Source organism: Micromonospora sp. NPDC048063, from assembly GCF_043202855.1.
Taxonomy (GTDB): Bacteria; Actinomycetota; Actinomycetes; order Mycobacteriales; family Micromonosporaceae; genus Micromonospora.
In genome coordinates, this window is sequence record NZ_JBIDBG010000006.1 from 356,275 (window position 1) to 374,883 (window position 18,609).

The 18,609-nt window shown below is 72.8% G+C and carries 17 protein-coding genes; 11 read left to right on the forward strand and 6 right to left on the reverse strand.

Translation table 11 applies throughout. The annotated features are described in order from the left end of the window. Positions 1–177: 177 nt before the first annotated feature. The 8 genes from rapZ (at position 178) to ACGFZ2_RS18385 (ending at position 7,224) form a co-directional block, all read left to right on the forward strand. Entirely contained in the window at positions 178–1,095 is a 918-nt protein-coding gene (gene rapZ / locus ACGFZ2_RS18350; protein WP_393268925.1) for an RNase adapter RapZ, read from the forward strand. Then, positions 1,092–2,087: a uridine diphosphate-N-acetylglucosamine-binding protein YvcK gene (yvcK, locus tag ACGFZ2_RS18355; RefSeq protein WP_393268922.1), complete on the forward strand. Its 996-nt coding sequence runs from the start codon at positions 1,092–1,094 to the stop codon at positions 2,085–2,087. Before rapZ ends, yvcK begins: the two co-directional genes overlap by 4 nt. 54 nt (positions 2,088–2,141) lie before the next feature. Next, positions 2,142–3,122 (forward strand): DNA-binding protein WhiA, encoded by a 981-nt coding sequence (whiA, locus tag ACGFZ2_RS18360; RefSeq protein ID WP_067304387.1) that lies wholly within the window; start codon positions 2,142–2,144, stop codon positions 3,120–3,122. 264 nt (positions 3,123–3,386) lie between these two features. After that, positions 3,387–4,391, forward strand: coding sequence for a type I glyceraldehyde-3-phosphate dehydrogenase (gene gap / locus ACGFZ2_RS18365; protein ID WP_393268919.1), 1,005 nt, complete (start codon positions 3,387–3,389; stop codon positions 4,389–4,391). After that, positions 4,388–5,587: a phosphoglycerate kinase gene (locus tag ACGFZ2_RS18370; RefSeq protein WP_393301218.1), complete on the forward strand. Its 1,200-nt coding sequence runs from the start codon at positions 4,388–4,390 to the stop codon at positions 5,585–5,587. The genes gap and ACGFZ2_RS18370 overlap by 4 nt, the downstream gene beginning before the upstream one ends. Beyond that, entirely contained in the window at positions 5,587–6,378 is a 792-nt protein-coding gene (gene tpiA, locus ACGFZ2_RS18375; RefSeq protein WP_393454914.1) for a triose-phosphate isomerase, read from the forward strand. Before ACGFZ2_RS18370 ends, tpiA begins: the two co-directional genes overlap by 1 nt. A 95-nt stretch (positions 6,379–6,473) precedes the next feature. Then, positions 6,474–6,737 carry a preprotein translocase subunit SecG gene (gene secG / locus ACGFZ2_RS18380; protein WP_393268914.1) on the forward strand — a complete coding sequence of 88 codons (264 nt, stop codon included), beginning with the start codon at positions 6,474–6,476 and terminating at the stop codon, positions 6,735–6,737. A 133-nt stretch (positions 6,738–6,870) separates the two neighbouring features. Then, a complete protein-coding gene (locus tag ACGFZ2_RS18385; protein ID WP_393268912.1) occupies positions 6,871–7,224 on the forward strand; it encodes an RNA polymerase-binding protein RbpA in 354 nt (117 codons plus the stop codon). 53 nt (positions 7,225–7,277) lie between these two features. On the opposite strand, the gene pgl is transcribed toward ACGFZ2_RS18385, so the two are convergent. From pgl to tkt, 6 genes are all read right to left on the reverse strand, one after another. Continuing rightward, positions 7,278–8,048, reverse strand: a complete 771-nt coding sequence (gene pgl, locus ACGFZ2_RS18390; RefSeq protein ID WP_393268910.1) for a 6-phosphogluconolactonase — start codon at positions 8,046–8,048, stop codon at positions 7,278–7,280. A gap of 67 nt (positions 8,049–8,115) precedes the next feature. After that, positions 8,116–9,132 carry a glucose-6-phosphate dehydrogenase assembly protein OpcA gene (locus ACGFZ2_RS18395; RefSeq protein WP_350709148.1) on the reverse strand — a complete coding sequence of 339 codons (1,017 nt, stop codon included), beginning with the start codon at positions 9,130–9,132 and terminating at the stop codon, positions 8,116–8,118. 31 nt (positions 9,133–9,163) lie between these two features. Then, positions 9,164–10,705, reverse strand: a complete 1,542-nt coding sequence (gene zwf, locus ACGFZ2_RS18400; protein WP_393268907.1) for a glucose-6-phosphate dehydrogenase — start codon at positions 10,703–10,705, stop codon at positions 9,164–9,166. 11 nt (positions 10,706–10,716) lie between these two features. After that, positions 10,717–12,366: a glucose-6-phosphate isomerase gene (locus ACGFZ2_RS18405; protein ID WP_393268904.1), complete on the reverse strand. Its 1,650-nt coding sequence runs from the start codon at positions 12,364–12,366 to the stop codon at positions 10,717–10,719. A 70-nt stretch (positions 12,367–12,436) separates the two neighbouring features. Further along, entirely contained in the window at positions 12,437–13,618 is a 1,182-nt protein-coding gene (gene tal, locus ACGFZ2_RS18410; RefSeq protein WP_393454917.1) for a transaldolase, read from the reverse strand. Positions 13,619–13,634: 16 nt separating this feature from the next. After that, a complete protein-coding gene (gene tkt / locus ACGFZ2_RS18415) occupies positions 13,635–15,773 on the reverse strand; it encodes a transketolase (protein ID WP_393268899.1) in 2,139 nt (712 codons plus the stop codon). 263 nt (positions 15,774–16,036) lie between these two features. Between tkt and ACGFZ2_RS18420 the strand changes: the two genes are divergently transcribed. The 3 genes from ACGFZ2_RS18420 to ACGFZ2_RS18430 all read left to right on the forward strand — a co-directional run bounded on the left by ACGFZ2_RS18420 (position 16,037) and on the right by ACGFZ2_RS18430 (position 18,578). Then, positions 16,037–16,996: a heme o synthase gene (locus tag ACGFZ2_RS18420; protein WP_393454920.1), complete on the forward strand. Its 960-nt coding sequence runs from the start codon at positions 16,037–16,039 to the stop codon at positions 16,994–16,996. Between the two features lie 319 nt (positions 16,997–17,315). Further along, positions 17,316–17,648, forward strand: a complete 333-nt coding sequence (locus ACGFZ2_RS18425; protein ID WP_393268893.1) for a hypothetical protein — start codon at positions 17,316–17,318, stop codon at positions 17,646–17,648. Between the two features lie 6 nt (positions 17,649–17,654). Continuing rightward, positions 17,655–18,578 carry a RimK family alpha-L-glutamate ligase gene (locus ACGFZ2_RS18430; RefSeq protein WP_393454923.1) on the forward strand — a complete coding sequence of 308 codons (924 nt, stop codon included), beginning with the start codon at positions 17,655–17,657 and terminating at the stop codon, positions 18,576–18,578. Positions 18,579–18,609 lie beyond the last annotated feature (31 nt).

Sequence of the window (18,609 nt, forward strand, 5' to 3'; positions counted from 1 at the left end):
ACCTGCAAGATCGCCGTGCCGTCGGCGGGGCCCGGGCCCGTGGTGGCACGGCTGCCCGGCCGTGCCTTCGCGCGTACGCGCCTGACCGCTGTCGGCACGGGCGCGCTGACGAGGGATAGAGTCGCAGATCGACCAGTCGCGGTCACACCCGACCGCGCCACCCGTGGGGAGCAGGCAGTGAACGAGGCGCGGACACCCGAGGCTCGGGTCGCCGAGGACCCGACACCGACGGAGTCGGACACCACCCTGGTGGTGGTCACCGGCCTCTCCGGTGGTGGTCGCAGCACGGTCGCCCGGGCGCTGGAGAACGTCGGCTTCTACGTGGTGGACAACCTGCCCCAGGCGCTCATGCTCGACATGGCGGAGCTGGCGTTCAAGGCCGGCGGGGCGGCCCGGCGCACGGCAATGGTGCTGGACGTGCGCTCCCGCGCCTTCTCCACGGACCTGGCGGGGGCGATCCGGGAGCTGAAGGAGCGCGGCTTCTCGCCCCGGGTGGTGTTCGTCGACGCGGACGACGAGGTGCTGATCCGGCGGTTCGAGAGCGTCCGCCGGTCGCACCCGTTGCAGGGCGACGGGCGGCTCGCCGACGGCATCGCGGTCGAGCGCGGCCTGCTGGAGGAGGCCCGCGACCAGGCCGACGTGATCATCGACACCAGCCACCTGAACGTCAACCAGCTCCGCCGCCGCATCGAGGAGTTGTTCGGCGGCGAGGACACCCGCCGGCTGCGGGTCACCGTGCTCTCCTTCGGCTTCAAGTACGGCCTGCCGCCGGACGCCGACTTCGTGCTCGACGCCCGTTTCCTACCCAACCCGTACTGGGTGCCCGAGCTGCGCGAGCACACCGGCCGGGAGGAGGCGGTCAGCTCGTACGTGCTGGGGCAGGAGGGCGCGGACGCCTTCGTCGCCTCGTACGCCGACCTGGTCAACGCCACCACCGCCGGCTTCGAGCGGGAGGGCAAGCGCTACCTGACCGTCGCGGTCGGCTGCACCGGCGGCAAGCACCGCAGCGTGGCCATCGCCGAGGAGTTGGCGGCCCGGCTGCGTCAGTCCGGCCTGGCCGCCAACGCCCAGCACCGCGACCTGGGGCGCGAGTGACGGCGACGCGGGTGGTCGCCTTCGGCGGCGGGCACGGCCTGTCCGCCTCGCTGCGCGCGTTGCGCCGTTGCGCCCCCGAGCTGGACCTGGACATCACGGCGGTGGTCACCGTCGGCGACGACGGCGGCTCCAGCGGCCGGCTGCGCGCCGAGCGGGGCGGCCTGCCCCCGGGCGACCTGCGGCAGGCGCTGGTGGCGCTCGCCGGGGACCACCCCGCCACCCGGCGCAGCGCCGGCCTGTTCCAGCACCGCTTCGCCGAGGTGCCGCCGCCGGGCTCCGAGGACCCGGCCCCTGGGCGGGGCGACGGGCTGGCCGGGCACGCGGTGGGAAACCTCGTGCTCTGCGGGCTGATGGAGCTGCTCGGCGACCCGGTGGCCGCCCTGGAACACGCCGGCGCGATGCTCGGCGCGGTGGGCCGGGTGCTGCCGATGTCCTGCGAGCCGGTGGACATCGAGGCGCGGGTGCGCGGCGCCGACCCGACCCGGCCGGACGAGGTGCGTACGGTCACCGGCCAGCACCAGGTCGCGGTGACCACCGGCCGGGTGGAGTCGCTGCGGCTGACCCCGGGCGCCCCGCGGGCCTGCCCGCAGGCGGTCGCCGCGATCGGCGCGGCGGACTGGCTGATCTTCGGGCCCGGCAGCTGGTACACGAGCGTGCTGCCGCACCTGCTGGTGCCGGAGTTGGCCGCCGCCGTCGTCGCCAGCCCCGCGCGGCGGTTGGTGACGCTGAACCTCGCGTCGGAGAAGGAGACGCTCGGGCTCTCCCTGGCCGACCACCTGGCCGCGTTGCGCTGGTACCTGCCGGAGCTGAAGGTCGACCATGTGGTCGCCGATTCCAAGGCGGCGGGTGACCCCGAACCGGTCGAACGTGCGGCAGAATCGCTGGGTGCCCGCCTGGTCCTCGCTCCCGTCGCGGTCACCGACGGCACTCCCCGTCATGATCCGGCCGCCCTGGGCGCCGCACTGGTGCCTGTCCTGGGCGCCGATCGTTAGACACGTACGTAATCTCCGGCGACACGCCGGAACAGGTCCGTGAGGGGACGCACAATGGCGATGACGGCTGCGGTCAAGGACGAGCTGAGTCGGGTCGACGTGCCCAAGCCCTGCTGTCGGCGGGCGGAGATGGCGGCGCTGCTGCGCTTCGCCGGCGGGCTGCACATCGTCTCCGGTCGGGTGGTGGTGGAGGCCGAACTCGACACCGGGGCGGTGGCCCGGCGGCTGCGGCGGGAGATCGCCGAGGTCTACGGCTACCCCAGCGAGATCCACGTGCTGGCCTCCGGCGGCCTGCGCAAGGGCAGCCACTTCATCGTGCGGGTGGTCAAGGACGGCGAGGCCCTCGCGCGGCAGACGGGGCTGCTCGACGTCCGGGGCCGCCCGGTGCGGGGCCTGCCACCGCACGTCGTCGCCGCGAACGTCTGCTGCGCGGTGTCGGCCTGGCGGGGCGCGTTCATGGCGCACGGCTCGCTGACCGAGCCCGGCCGCTCCAGCGCGCTGGAGATCACCTGCCCCGGCCCCGAGTCGGCGCTGGCCCTGGTCGGCGCGGCCCGCCGGATCGGCATCACCGCCAAGAACCGCGAGGTGCGCGGGGTGGACCGGGTGGTGGTCAAGGACGGCGACGCGATCGCCGCGCTGCTCACCCGCATCGGCGCGCACTCCAGCGTGCTGGCCTGGGAGGAGCGCCGGGTCCGCCGCGAGGTCCGGGCCACGGCGAACCGGCTGGCCAACTTCGACGACGCCAACCTGCGCCGCTCGGCGCGCGCCGCGGTGGCCGCCGCCGCCCGGGTCACCCGGGCGCTGGAGATCCTCGCCGACGACGCCCCGAACCACCTGACCTCGGCCGGTCAGCTGCGCCTGGAGCACCGGCAGGCGTCGCTGGAGGAGTTGGGCGCGCTGGCCGACCCCCCGCTGACCAAGGACGCCATCGCCGGCCGGATCCGCCGGCTGTTGGCGCTGGCGGACAAGCGGGCCCGGGACCTGGGCATCCCGGATACGGAAGCGGCCGTCACGCCCGACATGCTCGTGGTCTGATAGGACGGTGAGGGTCGGCGGCGCCAGTGGGATCACCACCCGGCGCTGCACGGCGCCGCACGCTCGGATAGGGTCGCTGCGTACGGCAAGGGGGCCGGCACAGGCACTCCTCGCCGTGCACACCGCCTCGGGCGGTCAGGTCCTTCGAGACCGCGGCGGGGTGGCCGAGATGAACCGTCAACGGCCGGCTCCAACGGTCGGCGCACACACCTCCGCCGGCCCGGGTCTGACGCCGGCGGACCAGAACGCAAGGAGATGGGACCTGTGACCATCCGGGTTGGCATCAACGGCTTCGGCCGGATCGGCCGCAACTTCTTCCGGGCAGTGCTGGCGTCCGGCGCTGACGTCGAGGTCGTGGCGGTCAACGACCTGACCGACAACGCGACGCTCGCCCACCTGCTCAAGTACGACAGCATCCTGGGTCGTCTCCCGCACGAGGTGAAGGCCACCGCCGACGAGATCACCGTGGGCGGCAAGACCATCAAGGCGTACGCCGAGAAGGACCCGGCGAAGCTGCCGTGGGGCGAGGTCGGCGCGGACGTGGTCATCGAGTCCACCGGCTTCTTCACCGACGCCACCAAGGCCAAGGCGCACGTCGACGGCGGCGCCAAGAAGGTCATCATCTCCGCCCCGGCGAAGAACGAGGACGTCACGGTCGTCATGGGCGTGAACCACGACCAGTACGACCCGGCCAAGCACACCATCATCTCCAACGCCTCGTGCACCACCAACTGCCTCGCCCCCATGGCGAAGGTCCTGCACGACACGTTCGGCATCCAGCACGGCCTGATGACGACGATCCACGCGTACACGCAGGACCAGAACCTCCAGGACGCGCCGCACAAGGACCTGCGTCGTGCCCGCGCCGCCGCGCTGAACATCGTGCCGACCTCGACCGGCGCGGCGAAGGCGATCGGCCTGGTGCTGCCGGAGCTGAAGGGCAAGCTGGACGGCTACGCGCTGCGGGTGCCGATCCCGACCGGTTCGACCACCGACCTCACGGTCAACGTCAACCGGGAGACCACGGTGGACGAGGTCAACGCCGCGCTGAAGGCCGCCGCCGAGGGCCCGCTCAAGGGCATCCTGGTCTACAACGAGGACCCGATCGTCTCCGCCGACATCGTCACCGACCCGGCGTCGTGCATCTTCGATGCGCCGCTGACCAAGGTCGTCGGCAACCAGGTCAAGGTCGTCGGCTGGTACGACAACGAGTGGGGCTACTCCAACCGCCTGGTCGACCTGGTCAAGCTGGTGGGTCAGTCGCTGTGAGCATCCGTACCCTCGACGACCTGCTCGCCGAGGGGGTGTCGGGTCGGCGCGTGCTGGTGCGCGCCGACCTGAACGTCCCGCTCGACAAGCAGACCGGTGACATCACGGACGACGGCCGCATCCGGGCCGTCCTGCCGACGCTGGGCGCGCTTGTCGAGGCCGGCGCGAAGGTGGTCGTCTGCTCGCACCTGGGCCGCCCGAAGGGCGCTCCTGACCCGCAGTTCAGCCTCCGTCCGGTCGCCGGGCGGCTCGGCGAGCTGCTCGGGTCGCGGGTGCACTTCGCCACCGACACCGTCGGCGAGTCCGCCCGCGCCGCCGTGGAGGCGCTGGCCGACGGCGAGGTGGCGCTGCTGGAGAACCTGCGCTTCAACAAGGGCGAGACCAGCAAGGACGACGCCGAGCGGGGCGCTTTCGCCGACCAGCTCGCCGCCCTCGGCGACGCGTACGTCGACGACGCGTTCGGTGCCGTGCACCGCAAGCACGCCAGCGTCCACGACGTGCCGGCGCGGCTGCCGCACGTCGCCGGCCGGCTGGTGCTGCGCGAGGTGGAGGTCCTCTCGAAGCTCACCGGCGAGCCGGAGCGGCCGTACGTGGTGGTGCTCGGCGGCTCGAAGGTCTCCGACAAGCTCGCCGTGATCGAGGCGCTGCTGCCGACGGTCGACCGGCTGCTCATCGGCGGCGGGATGTGCTTCACCTTCCTGAAGGCGCAGGGCCACGAGGTGGGCTCCTCGCTGCTGGAGGAGGAGATGGTGGAGACCTGCCGCAACCTGCTGGAGCGCTCCGGGAACAAGATCCTGCTCCCGGTCGACGTGGTGGCGGCGGACGCGTTCGCCCCGGACGCCGCGCACGACACCGTGCCGGCCGACGGCATTCCCAGCAAGCGGGTGGGTCTCGACATCGGGCCGGAGACGGTCGCCGGGTTCGCCGCCGCCCTCAAGGGCGCGCGGACGATCTTCTGGAACGGCCCGATGGGCGTGTTCGAGATGCCGGCGTTCGCCCACGGCACGCGCGGGGTCGCCGAGGCGATCGCGAAGGCCGACGCGTTCACCGTGGTCGGTGGCGGTGACTCGGCGGCGGCGGTCCGCGCGCTGGGGCTGGACGAGTCCGCTTTCGGGCACATCTCCACCGGTGGTGGCGCCTCTTTGGAATACCTGGAGGGCAAGACCCTCCCCGGCATCGCGGCTCTGGAGAACTGATGGCGAGCGCCACCCGCCGGCCCCTGATGGCCGGCAACTGGAAGATGAACCTCAACCACCTCGAGGCCAACCTGCTGGTGCAGAAGCTGGCGGCCAGCCTGACCGAGAAGCAGCTCACCGACGTGGAGACGGTGGTGCTGCCGCCGTTCACCGACCTGCGTACGGTGCAGACCGCCGTCGACGGCGACAAGCTGCTGCTCGGCTACGGCGCGCAGGACCTGTCGCCGCACGCGTCGGGGGCCTACACCGGCGACATCTCCGGCCCGATGCTGGCCAAGCTGGGCTGCACGTACGTGGTGGTCGGGCACTCGGAGCGGCGCGCCTACCACCACGAGGCCGACGCGATCGTCAACGCCAAGGTGCAGGCGGCGCTGACCCACGGGCTCACCCCGATCCTCTGCGTGGGGGAGGGGCTCGACGTCCGGGACCGGGGCACCCACGTGGCGCACTGCAGCGACCAGCTCGACGGGGCCCTGAAGGGGCTGACCGCCGAGCAGGTGGCGAAGGTCGTGGTGGCGTACGAGCCGGTCTGGGCGATCGGCACGGGCAAGACGGCCACCCCGGAGGACGCGCAGGAGGTGTGCGAGGCGGTCCGCCAGCGGCTGGCCGAGTCCTTCGGCCAGGACACCGCCGACCAGGTCCGGGTCCTCTACGGCGGCTCCGTCAAGTCCTCCAACGTCGCGGCGATCATGGCCAAGCCGGACGTCGACGGGGCGCTGGTGGGCGGCGCGAGCCTGGACGCCGAGGAGTTCGCGAAGATCTGCCGGTTCCCGGAGCACATCGCCCGCTGATCGCTCGCTATCCTTGACTCCGCCCGTCCGTCGGTCGGTGCCACCGTGCCCGATCTGCCCGGGCGAGGATCGTAACGAGAGGACTGACCCCAGCCATGCCGATCTGGTTCGCATACACGTTGATCGTGTTGCTGGTCATCACGAGCATCCTGCTGACCATGCTGATCCTGCTGCACCGCGGTAAGGGCGGCGGGTTGTCGAGCATGTTCGGTGGCGGCGTCAGCTCCAGCCTCGCCGGGTCGTCGGTGGCGGAGAAGAACCTCGACCGCTACACCGTCCTGGTGGGCATCGTCTGGTTCGCCTGCATCGTCGGGCTCGGGCTCTGGCTGCGCCTCCAGACGACCAGCGGCGTCGTCTGAGCGCCGTCTGGTCGTACAATCTGCGCGCGGTCCGTCACTGACGGGCCGCGCGCAGTCCGTTTCACCCGCTGCACCGCGTCGCCCGCCGCCCCCTCCGCGGCGGTACCCCTCCCGACGACAGGAGCGAGCAGCCGTGCCGAGTGGCAACGTCATCCGGGGCACCCGCATCGGGTCCGCCCCCGAACGCCGCGCCGAGCGCTACCAGCCGGTCCCGTGCCGGGCGGTCACCTACTGGTGCCGCAACGACCACCACACCGAGATCCGCATCGCCGCCGACGCCGAGGCCCCGGAGGTGTGGGACTGCCCGCGGTGCGGCCTCCCCGCCGGGCAGGACGCGCAGAACCCGCCGGGCCGGGCCCGGCCGGAGCCCTACAAGACCCACCTGGCGTACGTGAAGGAGCGGCGCAGCGCCGAGGAGGGGGAGGCCATCCTGGCCGAGGCCCTCGCCGACCTGCGTCGCCGCCGAGGCCGCCCCGCCGCGCTGTAAGGAAGGGCCCCTTGTTAACGCATAGCCTTAACAAGGGGCCCTTCCTTACACGCTCAGCGCAGGCTGCGCAGGCGGGTCGGCACGTCGGCCGCCGCCGCCCGGTCCAGCAGCCAGAGCGTACGGCCCGTACCCTGCACACCGGCCGCCGGCAGTTGCACCGGCCCCGCCCCGGCCAGCGCCATGCCGACCGCCCGGGACTTGTCGGCGCCGCTGGCCACCAACCAGACCTCCTCGGCGGTGTTGATCGCCGGGAGGGTCAGGGTGGTCCGCACCGGCGGGGGCTTCGGGCTGCCCCGGACGGCGCTGACCGGCCGGGTGTCGTGGTGCACCGGGTGCTCCGGGAACACCGACGCCACGTGCCCGTCCTCGCCGACGCCCAGCATCAGCACGTCGAAGTGGGGGAGCGCGGCGTGGCCGGGACGCGCCGCCCGGGCCAGCTCCTCGGCGTAGCGGGCGGCCGCCTCCTCCGGATCCGGCCCGGCCGGCCCGTCGGAGGCGGGCATCGGGTGGACCCGGGCCGGGTCCAGCGGCACCACGTCCAGCAGGGTCGCCCGGGCCTGCGTCTCGTTGCGCTCCGGGTCGCCGGCGGGCAGGAACCGCTCGTCGCCCCACCAGACGTCCACCCGGGACCAGTCCACGGCGTCGCGGGCCGGCAGCGCCGCCACCGCCCGGTGCACCGCCGCGGCTATCCGCCCGCCGGTCAGCACCACCGACGCCTGGCCCCGCTCGGCCTGCGCGTCGAGCAGCTTGACCACCAACCGGGCGGCCACCGCCTGGGCCAGCAGGTCGGCGTCGGCGTGGACGGCGACACTCGCCTCACTCATCTGATGTGCCTTCGTTTCTCCGGCCGCCGCGCGGTCGGTGTTCCTCGTGCGCCCGGCAGTCGGGCGCTCAGTGCTGGGCGCTCGTTCCCGCGTGCGCGGTCACCCCCGCCTCGGCCCGCTGCGCGGTGGCCGGGTCCTTCCAGACGTGCACCCGCTGCGCCGGGCGCTGGTCCAGGCCGGTCAGGCCGGCCGTGGTGCCCAGCGCCTCCGCGTACACCTGGTCGGCGTCGAGCCGGCGCAGCTCCTCGGCCAGCTCGTCGCCGAGCGGCCGGCGGACGAGTGGCAGGTGCCGGTCCTCCTGGCCGGTACGCCGGAACGTCGCCACGCTGTCCTCCCGGGTCAGCGTCAGCTCGTCGCCGTTGGCGCAGCGCAGCTGCACCTCCCGCATGCGCGGGAATTCGTCGGTACGCTGCCACACCGGGTCGATGCCGAGCCGGGCGGCCAGCCAGCCCCGCATCAGCGCGGCGGTGGGGTCGGAGGCCGGGGCGACCACGGTCGCCTCGGTCACCCGCGCCTGGGTGGTGTCGAACGCCCCGGCCACCAGCGTGCGCCACGGGGTGATCCGGGTCCACGCCAGGTCCGTGTCGCCCGGCGCGTAGTCCCGGGCCCGCTGGCGCAGCGCCTCGACCGGGTCGGCGGCCTGCGCGGCGTCGGTGATCCGCCGGTCGGCCACGACGCCGAGGAAGTCGGTGGCGATCTCGGCCGGCGGCTCGCCGTGCCACCACGTCACCACCGGAACGTCCGGCACCAGCAGCGGCATCACCACCGACTCGGCGTGCAGGGCGAGCCGCCCGTACATCCGGGTGACCACCGCCTCGCAGGGGCCGAGCCGGCCGCCGACGACGATCTCCGCGTCGAGGCGGTTGCGCTCCCGCTCGACGTCGGAGCGGACCACCACCACCAGCCGGCAGGGGTGGGCGGCGGCCGCTATCGTGGCCGCCGCCTCCGCCTCGCGCACCCGCTTCTCGTCCACCACCACGATCAGGGTGAGCGCCATGCCGCTGGCCACCCCGCCGGCGCTGCGCCGTTCGGCGGCGAGCGCCTTGACCACCTCGTTGCCGGTGGTGTCCCACAGGCCGATCACTGGAGCCTCCTGGTTGACTCGCTGGGCTTGCTCACGCTCTGCGCCAGGCCCGACCCTCGCGGGCCAGCATCTCGTCGGCGGCGCGGGGCCCCCACTCACCGGCCCGGTACGGCTCCGGCTTCGTGCCCGCCCACGCGTGCTCCAGCGGGTCCACCACCTGCCAGCTCTGCTCGACCTCGGCAGCATCCGGGAAGAGGGTGCGGTCACCGATGAGCACGTCCAGCACCAGCCGCTCGTACGCCTCGGGGCTGGACTCGGTGAACGCCTCGCCGTACTGGAAGTCCATCGCGATGTCGCGGACCTCCATCGTGGTGCCGGGCACCTTGGAGCCGAACTTGAGCACCACGCCCTCGTCGGGCTGCACCCGGATGACGAGCTGGTTGTTGCCCAGCGACTCCATGTCGGCGGCGTTGAACGGCAGGTGCGGCGCCTTCTTGAACATGATGGCGACCTCGGTGACGCGGCGCGGGAGCCGCTTGCCGGCACGGATGTAGAACGGCACCTCCGCCCAACGGCGGTTCTGGATGCCGAGCCGGACCGCCACGTACGTCTCGGTGGTCGAGTCCTCCGGGACGCCCTCCTCGTCCAGGTAGCCGACCGCGCGCTGGCCGCCCACCCAGCCGGGCAGGTACTGGCCGCGGACGGTGCCCTCCGCGATGTCCTTCGGCAGGGTGATCGCCCGCAGCACCTTGAGCTTCTCGGTGCGGATCTCGTCCGCGTCGAAGCTCGTCGGCTCCTCCATCGCCACCAGCGCCAGCAGCTGGAGCAGGTGGTTCTGGAGCACGTCCCGGGCCGCGCCGGCCGAATCGTAGAAGCCGGCGCGGGTGCCGATGCCGACGTCCTCGGCCATGGTGATCTGCACCGAGTCGACGTACTTGGAGTTCCACAGCGGCTCGAACAGGTTGTTGGCGAACCGCAGGGCGAGGATGTTCTGGACGGTCTCCTTGCCCAGGTAGTGGTCGATGCGGAAGACGTCCTTGCGGGTGAAGACGTCGTCGACCAGGTCGTTGAGCGCCTTCGCCGAGGGCAGGTCGTGCCCGAACGGCTTCTCCACCACCACCCGGCGCCAGCCGCCGGACTTGGCGTTGTCGGCCATTCCCGTGCGGGCCAGCTGCTTGAGCACCACCGGGAACGCCGCCGGGGGGATGGAGAAGTAGAAGGCGGCGTTGCCCGGGATGCCGTGCGTCTGGCGCAGCTCGTCGAGGGTGGCGGCGAGGTGGTCGAACGCCGCGTCGTCGTCGAACGCGCCGCCCACGAACTTGATGTTGCCGACCAGCCGCGCCCACACCTCCTCCCGCCAGGGGGTGCGGGCGTGCTTCTTGGCGGCCTCGTGGGCCAGCGACTCGAAGTCGCCGTCGCCCCAGTCCCGACGGGCGAAACCCAGGACGACGAAGCCCGGGGGCAGCAGCCCCCGGTTCGCCAGGTCGTACACCGCCGGAAGGAGCTTCTTGCGGGCGAGGTCGCCGGTGACGCCGAAGATCACCAGGGCGCACGGCTCCGGGATCCTCGGCAGCCGGCGGTCCTGCGGGTCGCGTAGCGGGTTCACGCCGCCTCCTCGCTCCGCATCGTCCATGGTCCTCATCGTCACGCCCGCAGCGCCCCGACCGCATCGAGCAGCTGGGTCACGCCCGCGGACCGGTCGGTCAGGTGCAGCCGCACCAGGGGGCGCTCCCGCCCGGCCAGGGCCTGCCGGTCGCCGGCGGCCTGTGCCGCCTGCAACTCCCCGAAGGTGTACGGCTTGCCGGGCACCGGCAGGTCGTCGGCGACCGCGCCGGTGAGCTGGAGGTAGCTGCCGACCTGCGGGCCGCCCTTGTGGTACTGGCCGGTGGAGTGCAGGAACCGCGGCCCCCAGCCGAAGGTGACCGGCCGCCCGGAGGCCCCGGCCAGCAGCGGCCGCAGCCGGGCCGCGTCGGCGTCGGCGAACCGGTCGAGGTACGCCATCACCGCGAGGTAACCGTCGCCGCCCAGCCCGTCGACCAGCCAGCGGAGCACGCCGGCCAGGTCGCCCGGGGCGCCCTGCGGCGCGTACACCTCGATCGCGCCCGAGGTGAACGACGGCGTCTCCGCCGGCGGACCCGAGGCGAGGATCTTGTTGGTGTTCTCCTTGGACTCGGTGACGTTGGGCTGGTTGAACGGGTCGATGCCGAGCACCACGCCGGCGATCGCGGTGGCGTACTCCCAGGCCAGGAACTGCGCGCCGAGCGGGCCGTTGACCGCCACGTCCGGGCCGGTGCCGCCGCCCGGGACGGCGCCGGTGGCCAGCGCGCCGCCGTAGGTCACGGTGAGCACGTCGGCGCCGCCGGCACCGGGGCTCTCCGGGGACTCCACGACGACCGGGAGGATGCCGACGCCGGACTTGCCGGTGGACTCGGCGATCAGCTGCTCCGCCCAGTCGCCGAGGCCGTCGATGCCGGTGCCGTCGGAGATCAGGGCGATCTTGTCCCGGCCCATGGTGGCCGCCGCCCCGAGGGCGGCGCCCAGGGCCAGGCCCGGGTTGTCCCGGTCGCCGCCCAGCGACCGGGACAGCGCGTCCGCCTCGTCGAGAAGTTCGGCCACCTCGACGCCGGCCAGCGCCGACGGGACCAGCCCGAACGCGGTCAGCGCCGAGTAGCGGCCGCCCACGTTCGGGTCGGCCAGCACGGTGAAGGCGCCCATCTCGGCGGCGGTGGCCTCCAGCGGCGAACCGGGGTCGGTGACGATGACGAAGTGCCGGCCGGCCTCCGCCTCGGTCATCCCGGCGTCCAGGAACGCCTGCCAGTAGGCCCGGCGGTGGCTGTCGGTCTCCACCGTCGAGCCCGACTTGCTGGCCACCACGACCACGGTGCGCTCCAGCCGGTCGGCCAGCGCCGCCCGGACCTGCCCCGGGTCGGTGGTGTCGAGCACGGTCAGCTGCTTGCCGAGGGTGCGCGCGATGACCTCCGGGGCCAGCGACGAGCCGCCCATGCCGGCGAGCACCACGTGGTCCAGGTCGGCCAGCTCCGCCTTCAGCTCGGCGAGCTGGGGGAGCAGCTCGCGGCTGCGCCGGTGGGTGTCCACCCAGCCGAGGCGGATCTTCGCCTCGGCCTCGGCGTCCGGGCCCCACAGGGCCGGGTCCTTCTCCGCCAGCCTGCCCGGCACGCCGGCGCGGACCAGCGCGTCGCGGGTGGAGGCGGGGGCCGACTTGTCGACGGTGTCGGCCCCGTGCACGGCGAGCCCGGCGGCCGCCTCGACAGGCCCGGCGAGCAGGTCGCTCACGCCGCCACCTCGCTCCGCTCGGCGGCGGCGGCGCGAGGCGCCACGCCGCTGTACCTGATGGTTCGCTCGCTCACGCGTTGCCTCCCGCCTGCTGCGCGGCCCGCGCGTTGCCCTTCGCGGCGTCGCCCGGGTGGCCGGTGCCCTTGCCCGCGGCGGCCAGCGACTTGCGCACGCCGTCGAGCAGCTCCAGCCAGCTGGCCTCGAACTTCTCCACGCCCTCGCGCTCCAGGGTGGCGATCACGTCGGCCATGTCGACCCCGACCGACTCCAGGTCCGCGAAGACCTTGCGGGCCTCGTCGTACGAGCCGGTGATGGTGTCACCGCGGGTCTCGCCGTGGTCGGCGTACGCGTGGATGACCGGCTCCGGCATGGTGTTGACGGTGCCGGGCGCGACCAGCTCCTCCACGTAGATGACGTCCCGGTAGTCCGGGTTCTTGGTGGAGGTGGACGCCCACAGCGGCCGCTGCGGGTGTGCGCCCGCGTCGGCGAGGGCCTGCCAGCGGTCGGAGGAGAAGACCGCGCCGTAGCGCTCGTAGGCCAGCTTGGCGTTGGCGATGGCGGCCTTGCCGCGCAGCGCCTTGGCCTCGGCGGAGCCGATCTTCTCCAGCCGCTTGTCGACCTCGGTGTCGACGCGGGAGACGAAGAACGACGCCACGGACCCGATCTTGGACAGGTCGTGGCCGTTTGCCTTCGCCTGCTCCAGGCCGGCCAGGAACGCGTCCATCACCTGGGAGTAGCGGTCCAGCCCGAAGATCAGCGTGACGTTGACGCTGATCCCCTGGGCCAGGGTGGCGGTGATCGCCGGCAGGCCCGCCTCGGTGGCCGGGATCTTGATGAAGAGGTTGGGGCGGTCGATCAGCCACCACAGCGCCCCGGCCTCGGCGACGGTCTTCTCGGTCTCGTGGGCCAGCCGCGGGTCCACCTCGATGGAGACCCGGCCGTCCACCCCTGCGGTCGCGTCGTGCGCCGGCCGCATCACGTCACAGGCCCACCGTACGTCGTACGTGGTGAGCAGGCGGACGGCCTCCTCGACGTCCACCCCACGGATGGCGAGGTCCTTCAGTTGCCAGTCGTACTCGTCCGCGTCGCTCAGCGCCTTCGCGAAGATGGTCGGGTTGGAGGTCACCCCGACCAGGTGCTTCTCGCGGCGCAACTGGTCCAGCCCGCCGGAGCTGAGCCGCGTCCGGGAAAGATCGTCGAGCCAGATCGCCACACCCGCGGCGCTGAGCTCGCCCAGCCTGTCCTTCGTCATGTCGTCCACGCTCCCCTCAGTTGCCGGTCGTGAAACCGGTGATCTCGCCCACCCGGGTGAGCGCCGCGTGCGCGGCGGCCACGATCCGGTCGGGGGTGAACCCGAACTGCTCGAAGAGCATGGAGTGCGGGGCGCTGGCGCCGTAGTGCTCCAGGCTGACGCTCTCGCCGCAGTCGCCGACGAGGTGCCGCCAGGACATGGCGATGCCCGCCTCCACGCTCACCCGTGCCTTTACCCCGCGTGGCAGCACCGACTCCCGGTACGCCTCGTCCTGCTCGGCGAACCACTCCTGGCAGGGCATCGAGACGACCCGGGTGGGGGTGCCGTCGGCCTCCAGCCGCTCCCGCGCGGTCAGGCAGAGCTGCACCTCGGAACCGGTGCCGACGAGGATCACCTGCGGCTTGCCGGTGGACGCCTCGGCGAGCACGTAGCCGCCCTTCGCCACGCCCTCGGCGCCGGCCAGCGTCGACCGGTCGAAGGTCGGCAGCGCCTGGCGGCTGAGCGCCAGCGCGGTCGGCCGGTCGGTGTGCTCCAGCGCGCACCGCCAGGCCCAGGCGGTCTCGTTGGCGTCGGCCGGGCGGACCACGTCCAGGCCGGGGATGGCGCGCAGCGCGGTCAGGTGCTCCACCGGCTGGTGCGTGGGGCCGTCCTCGCCGAGGCCGATCGAGTCGTGCGTCCAGACGTAGACCACCGGCAGCTTCATCAGCGCGGCGAGCCGGACAGAGGGGCGCATGTAGTCGCTGAACACCAGGAAGGTGCCGCCGTACGGGCGGGTGCCGCCGTGCAGGGCGATGCCGTTGAGGATCGCGCCCATGGCGTGCTCGCGGATGCCGAAGTGCAGCGTGCGGCCGTACTCGTGGCCCGGGAACTCCTTGGTGGCCCAGGCGGCCGGGATGAAGGACGGCTCGCCCTTCATGGTGGTGTTGTTGCTCTCGGCCAGGTCGGCCGAGCCGCCCCACAGCTCGGGCAGCACCGGGGCGAGCGCCTCCAGGACCTTGCCGGAGGCGGCCCGGGTGGCGATGCCCTTGGCGTCGGCCGGGAACTCGGGCAGGGCCTCGGCCCAGCCGTCCGGCAGCGCCCGGCCGGCCATCCGGTCGTAGAGCGCCCGGCGCTCCGGGTTGGCCTTCGACCAGCCGTCGAACGCCGCGGTCCACTCCTGCTGGGCGCGGGCGCCCCGCTCCATCACCAGGCGGGCGTGCGCGAGCACCTCCTCGTCGACCTCGAAGGACTGCGCCGGGTCGAAGCCGAGGATCTGCTTGGTGGCGGCCACCTCGTCGCCGCCGAGCGCGGAGCCGTGGATCTTGCCGGTGTTCTTCTTGTTGGGCGCGGGCCAGCCGATGATGGTGCGCAGCGCGATGAAGGAGGGGCGGCCGGTCTCGGCCTTCGCCGCCAGCAGCGCCCGGTGCAGGGCCTCCACGTCCTCGTGGTAGTCGCCCTGGTCGGCGTCGCCGGTGCGCCAGTCGACCGTCTGCACGTGCCAGCCGTACGCCTCGTAGCGGGCCGCGACGTCCTCGCTCATGGCGATCCGGGTGTCGTCCTCGATCGAGATCTCGTTGTCGTCGTAGATCACCGTGAGGTTGCCGAGCTGCTGGTGCCCGGCGAGCGCGCTGGCCTCGTGGCTGATGCCCTCCTCGATGTCGCCGTCGGAGGCGATGCACCAGATGTCGTGGTCGAAGACCGACGCGCCCGGCTCGCCCTCCGGGTCGAACAGGCCACGCTCGCGGCGGGCGGCCATCGCCATGCCGACCGCGTTGCCGAGGCCCTGGCCGAGCGGGCCGGTGGTGGTCTCGACGCCCGGGGTGTGGCCGTGCTCGGGGTGGCCCGGGGTGAGCGAGCCCCACTGCCGCAGCGACTTGAGGTCGTCGAGGCTGAGCGGGTAGCCGGCGAGGAAGAGCTGGATGTAGAGGGTGAGGCTGGAGTGGCCCGCCGAGAGCACGAACCGGTCCCGGCCGGGCCAGTTCGGGTCGGCCGGGTTGTGCCGCATGACCCGGTTGAAGAGCAGGTAGGCAGCGGGCGCGAGGCTCATCGCGGTGCCCGGGTGGCCGTTGCCGGATTTCTCCACGGCGTCCATGGCCAGCACGCGGACGGTGTCGACGGCCCGGCGGTCGAGGTCGGACCAGTTCAGTGCGGGGTGCTCGGGTCGGTTGGCAGCCACGATGGTTGTGCTCCTCGGCAGATGGGCGGAACCCTCACCGATGACCCTATCGAGCGGTCCTAAACGTCCGCCCGGGGATCTCTGCATGCAGGTCTGGGCGCGTCCGGGAGGATCGGTGGTTCGATCGGAGGTGTGACGGCCCGCACCGTTGTCGGGTCGCCCGGGCAGCCAAAACGACAGCGCGTAGTCTGTGGTGCGGTGTGTGGCCCGAGTCGGGTCCGACCGATCCGACCTCCCCTGCCGACGCCGGAAGGTGGCAATCCGTGAGCATGATCACCGAGCGCCCCGTCAGCAACTCTGCCGGGCAGCCGCCGGTGCGCGCGGGGGCGGAGGCCCCGGGGGTGGGTCGCCGGGACGTCCGCGCGGTGGTCTCGGCGTACGTGACGCTGACCAAGCCGCGGATCGTGGAGCTGCTCCTGGTCACCACCGTGCCGGCGATGATGCTCGCGGACGGCGGCATGCCGTCGCTCTGGCTGATGGCCGTGGTGCTGGTCGGCGGCTCGCTCGCCGCGGGCGCGGCCAGCGTCATCAACTGCTACATCGACCGGGACATCGACGAGCTGATGCGGCGCACCAAGCGCCGCCCGCTGCCGGCACACACCGTGTCGCCGCGTAACGCGCTGATCTTCGGGCTGGTGCTGGCGGTGGTGTCGGTCGCGCTGATGGCGGCGTTCACCAACCTGCTGGCCGCCGGTCTCACCCTGGCCGCGATCGCCTACTACGACCTCGTCTACACCCTCTGGCTCAAGCGCACCACGACGGCCAACACGTTCTGGGGCGGCGCCTGCGGAGCGGCGCCGGTGCTGATCGGCTGGGCGGCGGTGACCGGGTCGCTGGCGCCCGCCGCGTGGGCGCTGTTCGCGGTGGTCTTCTTCTGGCAGATGCCGCACTTCTACCCGCTGGCGATGAAGTACAAGGACGACTACGCCCGGGCCGGCATCCCGATGCTGCCGGTGGTGGCCTCCGCCCGCCGGGTCAACGCCGAGATCATCATTTTCGCGTGGCTCACCGTGGCCTCCTCGCTGGCGGTGTGGCCGCTGGGGATGAGCGCGATCTACGGCGTGCCCACCCTGGTGGTCGGCGGCATCTTCCTGGTGGAGGCGCACCGGCTGGCCCGGCGGGTCTCGCGGGGCCAGGCCGTCAAGCCGATGCGGCTGTTCCACTGGTCGACGACCTACCTGACGATCCTCTTCGCCGCCGTCGCGCTCGACGCGCTGATCTGACCCCGGGCGGTCACCGCGCACCCGGGCCGGCGAGTGCCCTCGCTGGCGGCGGCCGGGGTGCGGGGCGTATCGTGCGGGAAAATGAGCATCGTGTATGCCTTGTCCGGGTTTCTTGTTACATCCGTGACAGCGCGGGCATCGGTCCGAACGGTTCGTCATGCCCCAGACCGCCCCGGTTCGCGGCGGAGTTTTGCGGTGGTAAGTCCGGATAAAATCGGGCGATTCGCCTGTGGTCTTCCTTAAACCTTCAGGTAATTGGCATCACAAAAGCTTCATGGTTCTCGCCCGCCCGGATGGAAGTCTGCTTACGCTTCGCGTCATGGCAGATGGTTCCGATACGACGCTGACGGCCGAGCAGACCGCCGAACAGGCCCCCCAGGGCCTGGTCGCGGGCATCAAGTCGTTCGCCGCCGGACACGGCGGGGCGAAGGCGGTCATCGAGTACGTCGGCAAGCGCGGCGCACGCATCGTCCTCGTGGGCGAGGACGGGGTGTGGGGCGACCAGTTCGCGGACGACACCGTCGTCGCGCGGGAGGCCTGCGCGAAGGCGGGCGTCACCGTCGAGAACGCCTGGGAGCGTGAACTCATGGACCAGATGCGTCCCAGCAACGACCTCTGGCGGTCGATGGCCCGGCGCTCGATGGCCCGTTGACATAAATTGACCAACCACCACCAGTCGACCCGGGGGGAACCTCGGGTCGCTCTCGTCACCTGTGCCGAACTGCCCGCCCTCGAAGCCGACGACCGGCTGGTGCTCGACCCGCTCGCGCGCCGCGGCGTGACCGCCGAACCGGTGGTCTGGGACGACCACACCGCCGACTGGGCCGGCTACGACCTGGCCGTGCTCCGCTCACCGTGGGACTACATGCCCCGCCGCGACGAGTTCGTCGCCTGGGCGGCCGCCGTCCCGGCCCTGGCCAACCCGGCCGACGTGGTCCGCTGGAACACCGACAAGCGGTACCTCGCCGAGCTCTCCGCCGCGGGCGTGCCGACCGTCCCCACGACCTGGGTGGAGCCGGGGGAGAGCTGGCAGCCGCCCGCCGACTCCGGCGAGTACGTGCTCAAACCGTCGATCAGCGCGGGCAGCCAGGACACCGGCCGGTACGACCTGGCCGATCCGGAGCACCGGGAACTGGCCGCCGCGCACGTGCGGCGGCTCGCGGCGGCCGGCCGCGTGACCATGGTCCAGCCGTACCTGGCCGCCGTCGACACCGCCGGTGAGACGGCGCTGCTCTTCCTGGCCGGCCCGGATGGCCTGGCGTTCAGTCACGCGATCCGCAAGGGCCCCATGCTCACCGGGCCGGACCTGGGCGTGGAGGGCCTCTACAAGCCCGAGGAGATCACGCCGCGGACGGCCACCCCGGAGCAGTTGGCGGTGGCGGAGCGGGCCCTCGCGGCGGTGCCCGGCGGGCCGGAGCGGCTGCTCTACGCCCGGGTCGACCTGATCCCCGGCCCGGACGGCGCCTCGATCCTGGTCGAGCTGGAGCTCACCGAGCCGTCGCTCTTCCTCGGGTACGCCGAGGGCGCCGCCGACCGCCTGGCCGGCGCGATCCTGACCCACCTGGGCCGCCCACCACGCTGACCCGACGCCGGGCGGTCGCCACGGTGCGGAC